Source organism: Duganella violaceipulchra (assembly GCF_019166075.1).
In the GTDB taxonomy this organism is placed as follows: Bacteria; Pseudomonadota; Gammaproteobacteria; order Burkholderiales; family Burkholderiaceae_D; genus Rugamonas; species Rugamonas violaceipulchra.
The window spans coordinates 1-10,716 of sequence record NZ_JAHTGR010000045.1; the positions used below are offsets into that span (position 1 = coordinate 1).

Annotated in this window: 1 protein-coding gene and 1 pseudogene; both read left to right on the forward strand. The window is 61.3% G+C overall.

Annotation, left to right across the window (positions count from 1 at the left end):
* Positions 1-219 (forward strand): annotated as a pseudogene (locus KVP70_RS35715) (phosphopantetheine-binding protein); the annotation flags it as partial.
* 172 nt (positions 220-391) lie between these two features.
* The coding region (locus KVP70_RS32655) for a non-ribosomal peptide synthetase (protein WP_217946589.1) at positions 392-10,716 on the forward strand (10,325 nt) is incomplete at its 3' end.

Here is a 10,716-nt window from a genome sequence, read left to right on the forward strand (position 1 = left end):
AAACTCGACCGCAAGGCGCTGCCGGCGCCGGACAAGAGCGCCGTCGTCAGCCGTGCCTACGAGGCGCCGCAAGGAGAGATTGAAGAAGCGCTCGCGCAGATCTGGCAAGACTTGCTGGGGTTGGCGCGAATCGGGCGGCACGACTACTTCTTCGAGATGGGCGGACACTCGCTGATGGCGGTGCAAATGCACAATCGCATAAGGGAAAAATTTGATGTTGATGTTTCGCTTAGAAGTTTATTTGAACATACTTCATTAACGGATATTTCCGATCTTATTATGACGTTACAAGTAGCTCAATATTCGAATGAGGACAGGGAACGCCTGGAACAGAAATTGAGCCTTTTAACTGAAAACGAACTACTTGCCTTAATTTCTGAAAGCGATGCAAATGAATAAGAAAAATGATGCTCTTGAAAAATTGAAACTCATCGCTCTTTTAAAACAGTTGAAGCACCCAAAAAATGCAATACAAGGCAAGCAAGCGAGTTTAAGCCGGATCGAACGCACCACGCGCAACCAAGTCTTGCCGCTCTCGTGGGCCCAGCAACGGCTCTGGTTCCTCGATCAACTCGACCATGCCGCCGGCGCGGCCTACCATATGGCGGCCGCACTAAGACTGAAAGGCCAGCTCGACTTTGCGGCGCTGCAAGCCACCCTGGATCGCATCGTCGCGCGTCACGAAGTCCTGCGTACCACGTTCGTGCAAAGCGAAGGCGCAGTCGAACAAAGGATCGCAGCGGCCGATTGCGGCTTCTGCCTGGTAACACACGACCTGAGCCACCTGCCCGGGCATGAACAAGCGTTCGCCGTCAGTCGCATCGGCGCGGACGAAGCCAGCCAAGCGTTCGACCTGGCCCAAGGTCCGTTGATCCGCGGCCAACTGCTGCGGCTGGGCGAGCAGGAACACATCCTGCTGATCACCCAGCACCACATCATCTCGGACGGCTGGTCGACCGGACTGCTGGTGCAGGAAGTAACGGCCCTGTATACCGCCTTCAGCCAAGGGCAGCCCGACCCGTTGCCGGCGTTGGCGATCCAGTATGCCGACTATGCTGCGTGGCAACGGCAGTGGCTGCAAGGCGAAGTGCTGGAACAGCAAGTCGATTTCTGGAAGCAACACCTGCAAGGCGCCCCGGCGCTGCTGGAGATGCCTACCGACCGGGCTCGCCCGGCGGTGCAAAGCTATGCCGGCGGCAGTGTCCAAGTCGAGCTGTCAGCCGAGCTGACGCGTGATTTGAAGGCACTCAGCCAGCGCCATGGCAGCACCCTGTTCATGACCCTGCTGGCCGGCTGGTCGATCCTGCTGGCGCGGCTGAGCGGGCAGTCAGGCATCGTGATCGGCACCCCGGTTGCCAACCGCCAGCGCAGCGAGATTGAAACCTTGATCGGCTTCTTTGCCAACACCCTGGCGCTGCGGGTGCAACTGGCAGACGACCCGAGCGTGGCCGCCCTGCTGGCGCAAGTCAAGGACAGCACCCTGGGCGCCTACGCGCACCAGGACGTGCCGTTCGAACAGGTGGTAGAAGCACTGCAACCGCCGCGCAGCATGAGCCACAGCCCGCTGTTCCAGGTCATGCTGGCGTTGAACAACACCCCGCGCACGGGTGAGCTGGCGCTGCCCGGGTTGACCCTGAGCGGAGTCGAACAGGAACACCGCACGGCCCACTTCGACCTCACCTTGTCGCTGAGCGAAGTCGACGGTCGGCTCAGCGGCGGCCTGGAATATGCCAGCGACCTGTTCGACGCCGCCACGATAGAACGGCTGGCGGGTCATTTGCAGATCCTGCTCGCCGCCATGGCCGGCGATGCAAACCAACGGATCAGTCAACTGCCGCTGCTAAGCGACAGCGAACGGCAGCAGCTGCTGGTCGGCTTTAACGCGACGCAAGCGGACTACCCGCAGGACCAACTGATCCAGCAACTGTTCGAAGCGCAAGCAGCAGCCAATCCGGAAGCGATCGCGCTGGTGTACGAAGAGACCAGCGTCAGCTATGGCGAATTGAATGCGCGCGCCAACCGACTGGCGCACACCCTGATCGGGTTGGGCGTGAAACCCGACGACCGGGTGGCGATCTGTGTCGAACGCAGTGTTGAGATGATAGTTGGCTTGCTGGGGATTTTGAAGGCTGGAGGCGCGTATGTGCCGCTCGACCCGAGCTATCCCCAGGAGCGTCTGGCATACATGTTACAAGACAGTACGCCGGTGGCGCTGCTGACGCAGACGGGCTTGCAAGATCACCTGCCGAATCCGGCTCAAGCAAATCGGGTCATACCGGTGCTGCTGCTCGACGGAGAGGAAGACGGCGCAGCCATTGCTGAGCAAGCATCGCACAACCCCGACCCGGCGCAGCTGGGCTTGACGGCGCGGCACCTGGCGTATGTGATCTATACCTCGGGCTCGACTGGAGTGCCCAAGGGGGTGGCAATGCCCCAATTGGCCCTATTGAATTTGATTCATTGGCATTTTCAACCGAATACCGATTTATCCATTCCAGAAAAGACCTTGCAATTCGCTGCGTTTGGCTTCGATGTTGCATTTCAGGAAGTATTCTCCACTTTATGTTCGGGCGCATGCCTCGTTCTAGTGGGCGAGGAAGTGCGCAGTGACCCGATTGCATTGATCACATTTCTTCACGATCAAGCCATTCAAAGAATATTCCTACCCTTCATTGCTTTACAAAACATAGCTGAAACAGCCGTCTCCTTGAATGCAGCATTGCCGTCACTCAAAAACGTTATCACGGCAGGAGAACAATTACGGATCAGCGCAATGATTAGACAATTCATTGCGCAAGGGCCTGAACGGAAATTGCACAATCATTACGGGCCCACTGAAACGCACGCCGTCTCTGCATTTACGCTAACGAACACGTCTCGTCATTGGCCTACCCATGTCCCCATAGGCCGTCCAATCGCCAACGCTCAACTCTACATCCTCGACGCCCACCTGCAACCGGTGCCGGTGGGAGTAACCGGCGAGATCTACATCGGCGGGGCGGGTGTAGCGCGCGGCTACCTGAATCGGCCGGAGTTGACTGCGGAGCGCTTCCTGCCGGATCCGTTCAGTGCGCGGGCGGAAGCGCGGCTATACAAGAGCGGCGACCTGGGCCGCTGGTTAGCCGATGGCAACATCGAGTATGTAGGAAGGAACGACTTCCAGGTCAAGATCCGCGGTTTCCGGATTGAGCTGGGCGAAATCGAAGCCAGGCTGGCGGCCTGCGAAGGCGTGCGCGAAGCGATTGTGATCGCACGCGAAGACCAGCCGGGCGACAAGCGGCTGGTGGCGTACGTGATCGCGCAAGCAGGGGCAGAAGAAGGGGCCTTGTCGGCAGCGACCTTGCGTGAGCAGCTATCGGCCAGCTTGCCCGAGTACATGGTGCCCAGCGCGTTCGTGACATTGGACGCATTCCCGCTGACCGCCAACGGCAAACTCGACCGCAAGGCGCTGCCGGCGCCGGACAAGAGCGCCGTCGTCAGCCGTGCCTACGAGGCGCCGCAAGGAGAGATTGAAGAGGCGCTCGCGCAGATCTGGCAAGACTTGCTGGGGTTGGCGCAAATCGGGCGCCACGACCACTTCTTCGAGATGGGCGGACACTCGCTGATGGCAGTGCAACTGGTGTCGCGCCTGCGGCAAGTGCTGGATGTCGAAGTTGCCCTGCGCGACCTGTTTGCGCAACCGACGCTGGCAGGCCTGGCCAGCGTCGTCAGCCAAGCGCGGCAAGCGAGCTTAAGCCGGATCGAACGCACCGCGCGCAACCAAGCCTTGCCGCTCTCGTGGGCCCAGCAACGGCTCTGGTTCTTCGACCAACTCGACCATGCTGCCGGCGCGGCCTACCACATGCCGGCCGCACTAAGACTGAAAGGCCAGCTCGACTGTGCGGCGCTGCAAGCGACCCTGGACCGCATCGTCGCGCGTCACGAAGTCCTGCGCACCACGTTCGTGCAAAGCGCAGGCGCAGCCGAACAAAGGATCGCAGCGGCTGATTGCGGCTTCCACCTGGTCACACACGACCTGCGCCACTTGCCCGGGCATGAACAAGCGTTCGCCGTCAGTCGCATCGGCGCAGACGAAGCCCGCCAAGCGTTCGACCTGGCCCAAGGTCCGTTGATCCGCGGCCAACTGCTGCGGCTGGGCGAGCAGGAACACATCCTGCTGATCACCCAGCACCACATCATCTCGGACGGCTGGTCGACCGGACTGCTGGTGCAGGAAGTAACGGCCCTGTATACCGCCTTCAGCCAAGGGCAGCCCGACCCGTTGCCGGCGTTGGCGCTCCAGTATGCCGACTATGCTGCGTGGCAACGGCAGTGGCTGCAAGGCGAAGTGCTGAAAGAGCAAATCGATTTCTGGCACCACCACCTGCAAGGCGCCCCGGCGCTGCTGGAGCTGCCCACCGACCGGGCCCGCCCGGCCGTGCAAAGCTATGCCGGCGGCAGCGTCCAAGTCGAGCTGTCAGCCGAGCTGACGCGTGATTTGAAGGCATTCAGCCAGCGCCATGGCAGCACCCTGTTCATGACCCTGCTGGCCGGCTGGTCGATCCTGCTGGCGCGGCTGAGCGGGCAGTCAGACATCGTGATCGGCACCCCGGTTGCCAACCGCCAGCGCAGCGAGATTGAAGCCTTGATCGGCTTCTTTGTCAACACCCTGGCGCTGCGGGTGCAACTGGCAGACGACCCGAGCGTGGCCGCCCTGCTGGCGCAAGTCAAGGACAGCACCCTGGGCGCCTACGCGCACCAGGACGTGCCGTTTGAACAGGTGGTAGAAGCACTGCAGCCGCCGCGCAGCATGAGCCACAGCCCGCTGTTCCAGGTCATGCTGGCGTTGAACAACACCCCGCGCACGGGTGAGCTGGCGCTGCCCGGGTTGACCCTGAGCGGAGTCGAACAGGAACACCGCACGGCCCACTTCGACCTCACCTTGTCGCTGAGCGAAGTCGACGGTCGGCTCAGCGGCGGCCTGGAATATGCCAGCGACCTGTTCGACGCCGCCACGATAGAACGGCTGGCGGGTCATTTGCAGATCCTGCTCGCCGCCATGGCCGGCGATGCAAGCCAACGGATCAGTCAACTGCCGCTGCTAAGCGACAGCGAACGGCAGCAGCTGCTGATCGGCTTTAACGCGACGCAAGCGCACTACCCGCAGGACCAACTGATCCATCAACTGTTCGAAGCGCAGGCAGCAGCCAATCCGGAAGCGATCGCGGTGGTGTACGAAGAGACCAGCGTCAGCTATGGCGAATTGAATGCGCGCGCCAACCGACTGGCGCATACCCTGATCGGCCTGGGCGTGCAGCCCGACGACAGGGTAGCGATCTGCGTGGAACGCAGTGTTGACATGATAGTCGGCTTGCTGGGGATTTTGAAGGCTGGCGGCGCGTATGTGCCGCTCGACCCGAGCTATCCCCAGGAGCGTCTGGCATACATGTTGGAAGACAGTGCGCCGGTGGCGCTGCTGACGCAGACGGGCTTGCAAGATCGGCTGCCGAATCCGGCTCAAGCAAATCGGGTCATGCCGGTGCTGCTGCTCGACGCAGAGGAAGACGGCGCAGCCATTGCTGGGCAAGCATCGCACAACCCCGACCCGGCACTGCTGGGCTTGACGGCGCGACACCTGGCGTATGTGATCTATACCTCGGGCTCGACTGGAGTGCCCAAGGGGGTGATGGTGGCACATCGCAGCGTGCTGCGATTGGTCATCAATAATCCCTATGTACATATCACCGCGAAGGATTGCTTGGCGCATTGCGCTAATCCGGCATTCGATGCCTCCACCTGGGAAATTTGGAGTGGCTTGCTCAATGGCGCGCGGCTACTCATCATTTCTCAAGCAGTGCTGCTGGATCCTGTCGTATTCGCGCAAGTGCTCGTGAGAGGAACAGTTACTATTTTGCACTTAACGATCGGTCTGTTCAATCAGTATGCCGATGCGCTGGCGACGGTATACCCGACATTGGAATATTTGCTTTTTGGTGGCGAACAAGCTGATGCAAGAACCATTGCGCGAGTCTTGCAACATAACCCGCCACGACATTTAGTGCATTGCTATGGCCCGACAGAAACCACCACCTTCGCCACCACATTCTTGATTGCAGCCGGCAGCATCAGCGAAAGCACGCGCACGGTTCCCATAGGCCGTCCAATCGCCAACACCGAACTCTACATCCTCGACGCCCACCTGCAAGCGGTGCCGGTGGGAGTAACCGGCGAGATCTACATCGGCGGGGCGGGTGTAGCGCGCGGCTATCTGAATCGGCCGGAGTTGACTGCGGAGCGCTTCCTGCCGGATCCGTTCAGTGCGCAGGCGGAAGCGCGGCTATACAAGAGCGGCGACCTGGGGCGCTGGTTAGCCGATGGCAACATCGAGTATGTAGGAAGGAACGACTTCCAGGTCAAGATCCGTGGTTTCCGGATTGAGCTGGGCGAGATCGAAGCCAGGCTGGCGGCCTGCGAAGGCGTGCGCGCAGCGATTGTGATCGCACGCGAAGACCAGCCGGGCGACAAGCGGCTGGTGGCGTACGTGATCGCGCAAGCAGGGGCGGAAGAAGGGGCCTTGTCGGCAACCAACTTGCGTGAGCAGCTATCGGCCAGCCTGGCCGAGTACATGGTGCCCAGCGCGTTCGTGACATTGGACGCATTCCCGCTGACCGCCAACGGCAAACTCGACCGCAAGGCGCTGCCGGCGCCGGACAAGAGCGCCGTCGTCAGCCGTGCCTACGAGGCGCCGCAAGGAGCGATTGAAGAGGCGCTCGCGCAGATCTGGCAAGACTTGCTGGGGTTGGCGCGAATCGGGCGCCACGACCACTTCTTCGAGATGGGCGGACACTCGCTGATGGTCGTCACCCTGATTGAACGCCTGCGCCAGCAAGGTTGGAGCGTCGAAGTGCGCAGCGTATTTACCGCGCCGACCCTGGCCGCACTGGCCGCCAGCATCGCCGATGCCCACGTCACCCCCGGCTTTGTCACGCCGTCCAACCTGATCAGCGCCGATTGTACGGCGATCACGCCAGACATGCTGCCTTTGCTGACGCTGACCCAGGACGAGATAGACCGGATAGTTGGCAGCGTGCCGCAAGGCGCCGCCAATGTTCAGGATATCTACCCCTTGTCGCCGTTGCAAGAAGGCATCCTGTTCCATCACCTGCTGGAAAGGGAGGGCGACGCTTACCTATTGCGATCGCTCATCGCCTTTGATAGCCGCAATCGTTTGGATGGTTTCCTGAATGCCTTGCAGAGGGTGATCGACCGACACGACATCTTGCGCAGCGCCGCCCACTGGCAGGGACTGGCGCAGCCGGTGCAAGTGGTGTATCGCCACGCCCCGTTGCCGATCATTGAACTCACGCTGGATGCGGCAAGCGACGCGCTCCCGCAGATACAGGTGCAAACCGATCCACGCCACCTGCGGCTGGACTTGCAGCGGGCCCCCTTGATGGCCGCCTATGTGGCCGCCGATCCGCACAGCGCCACCTGCTACCTTGCGCTGCTCAACCATCACGTGGTGAGCGATCACGTGACACTCGAGCATATTATCGCGGAGATCCAACTGCTACTGTCAGGGCAAACAGAACGCCTGGCCAAAGCGCTGCCCTACCGTAACTTCATTGCGCAGACGCTGGCCATTCCAGCAGCGGCGCACGAAGCGCATTTCCGGGAACAGTTGGGCGACATCGACGAACCGACGGTCCCGTTTGGTTTGCTCAACATCCAAGGCGATGGCAGGCAGGTAGAAGAAGCCAGTATCAGCCTGAGCGCAGACTTGGCCGAGCGCATCCGCACCAGTGCGCGGCAAGAAGGCGTCACGCCGGCGGTCTTGTTCCATGTGGCATGGGCGCAGGTACTGGGGCAATGCAGCGGGCGTGACGACGTCGTATTCGGCACGGTGCTGTCTGGCCGCCTGCAAGGATCGGAAGGCGCCGACCAAGTGCTGGGCATGTTCATCAACACCTTGCCGGTGCGGGTCAGCCTGGGTGGCACCAATGTGCGGGATCTGGTCGGCACCACCTACCGGCGCCTGAGCGAACTACTGGAACACGAACAAGCTCCGCTGGCGCTGGTCCAGCGCTGCAGCGGGATCAAGGTGCCGTTGCCGCTCTTTACCGCCCTGCTCAATTACCGCCACAGCCATGTCGCGATAGATAACCTTAGCAGGGACGGGAGTACCGACTTGGTCTGGGAAGGGATGCGGATACTGTCGGGCGAAGAACGCACGAATTATCCGTTGACGGTCTCCGTCGACGACCTGGGACAAGGCTTTGCGCTGACTGCGCAATGCGACGGCGTGGATTCGGCGCGCGTCGTCGGCTACCTGCACACTGCAATAGAGGGTCTGGTGCAAGCCTTGATGCACACCCCGCAGCAAGCGGCGCACCTGCTCCCCATTTTACCGGACAGCGAACGGCAGCAGCTGCTGGTCGGCTTTAACGCGACGCAAGCGCACTACCCGCAGGACCAACTGATCCATCAACTGTTCGAAGCGCAGGCAGCAGCCAATCCGGAAGCGATCGCGGTGGTGTACGAAGAGACCAGCGTCAGCTATGGCGAATTGAATGCGCGCGCCAACCGACTGGCGCACACCCTGATCGGGTTGGGCGTGAAACCCGACGACCGGGTGGCGATCTGTGTCGAACGCAGTGTTGAGATGATTGTCGGCCTGCTGGGGATTTTGAAGGCTGGAGGCGCGTATGTGCCGCTCGACCCGAGCTATCCCCAGGAGCGTCTGGTGTACATGTTGCAAGACAGTGCGCCGGTGGCGCTGCTGACGGAGGCTGGATTGCAAGCCACGCTGCCAGCGGGTCACGTGCCGGTGTTGATGCTGGAGCCTGACGCCGAGGGCGGCGCGCAGCCGGGGCACAATCCGGATCTGGCTACACGCGGCTTGGCGCCACACCATTTGGCCTACGTGATCTATACGTCTGGCTCAACGGGGCAACCTAAGGGTGTGATGGTACCGCATCGCAGTGTCGTCAATTTGATCGAGGACTGGCGTTCGCGGTATTTCGAAAAAATCAATAAGCCTGTCGCCGCATCGATGTGGACCAGCTTCGGGTTCGACGTGTCGGTATTTGAGCTGTTTGTCCCGCTATCACTTGGCGGCGTCGTGCATATTGTCCCGGAGTCTGTGCGCGCGACCACTGGAGCGCTGATGGATTGGCTCAATGCTCGCGGAATTACGCACGGCTATCTTCCGCCTTTCTGCATACGTGATCTAGCCCATGTTCCCGATTATGCCATTGCGGCGATGCAACTGAGACATTTATTGGTCGGCGTAGAACCGTTGTACGAAGACGCACTCGCGCGTATCGAGGCGCTCGTGCCAGGATTGAAGATCATGAATGCCTACGGTCCTACCGAAGCGACCATTTACTGTAGCGCCTATTGCAATATTAGCCAACATCACCGTATTGCTCCGATTGGCCGGCCGCTCGCGAACACGCAAATATACATTCTGGATGGAAGTGGCCAACTGGTCCCGGTTGGCGTACCCGGCGAAATTCATGTCGGCGGAGCCGGCGTCGCGCGCGGCTATCTGAACCGCCCTGACCTGACGGCTGAGCGCTTTGTGGCCGATCCGTTCAGTGCGTTGCCACAGGCACGCATGTACAAAACGGGTGATCTAGCGCGCTGGCTGGCGGACGGCAATATCGAATACATTGGGCGCAGTGACTTCCAGGTCAAGATCCGCGGCTTCCGAATTGAGCTGGGCGAAATCGAAGCCAGGCTGGCGGCCTGCGAAGGCGTGCGCGCAGCGATTGTGATCGCACGCGAAGACCAGCCGGGCGACAAGCGGCTGGTGGCGTACGTGATCGCGCAAGCAGGGGCGGAAGAAGGGGCCTTGTCGGCAACCAACTTGCGTGAGCAGCTATCGGCCAGCCTGGCCGAGTACATGGTGCCCAGCGCGTTCGTGACATTGGACGCATTCCCGCTGACCGCCAACGGCAAACTCGACCGCAAGGCGCTGCCGGCGCCGGACAAGAGCGCCGTCGTCAGCCGTGCCTACGAGGCGCCGCAAGGAGCGATTGAAGAGGCGCTCGCGCAGATCTGGCAAGACTTGCTGGGGTTGGCGCGAATCGGGCGGCACGACCACTTCTTCGAGATGGGTGGACACTCGCTGATGGCAGTGCAACTGGTGTCGCGCCTGCGGCAAGTGCTGAATATCGAAGTCGCCCTGCGCGACCTGTTTGCGCAACCGACGCTGGCAGGCCTGGCCAGCGTCGTCAGCCAAGCGCGGCAAGCGAGCTTAAGCCGGATCGAACGCACCGCGCGCAACCAAGCCTTGCCGCTCTCGTGGGCCCAGCAACGGCTCTGGTTCCTCGATCAACTCGACCATGCCGCCGGCGCGGCCTACCACATGCCGGCCGCACTAAGCCTGCAAGGCCAGCTCGACTGTGCGGCGCTGCAAGCGACCCTGGACCGCATCGTCGCGCGTCACGAAGTCCTGCGCACCACGTTCGTGCAAAGCGCAGGCGCAGCCGAACAAAGGATCGCAGCGGCCGATTGCGGCTTCCACCTGGTAACACACGACCTGCGCCACTTGCCCGGGCATGAACAAGCGTTCGCCGTCAGTCGCATCGGCACGGACGAAGCCAGCCAAGCGTTCGACCTGGCCCAAGGTCCGTTGATCCGCGGCCAACTGCTGCGGCTGGGCGAGCAGGAATACATCCTGCTGATCACCCAGCACCACATCATCTCGGACGGCTGGTCGACCGGACTGCT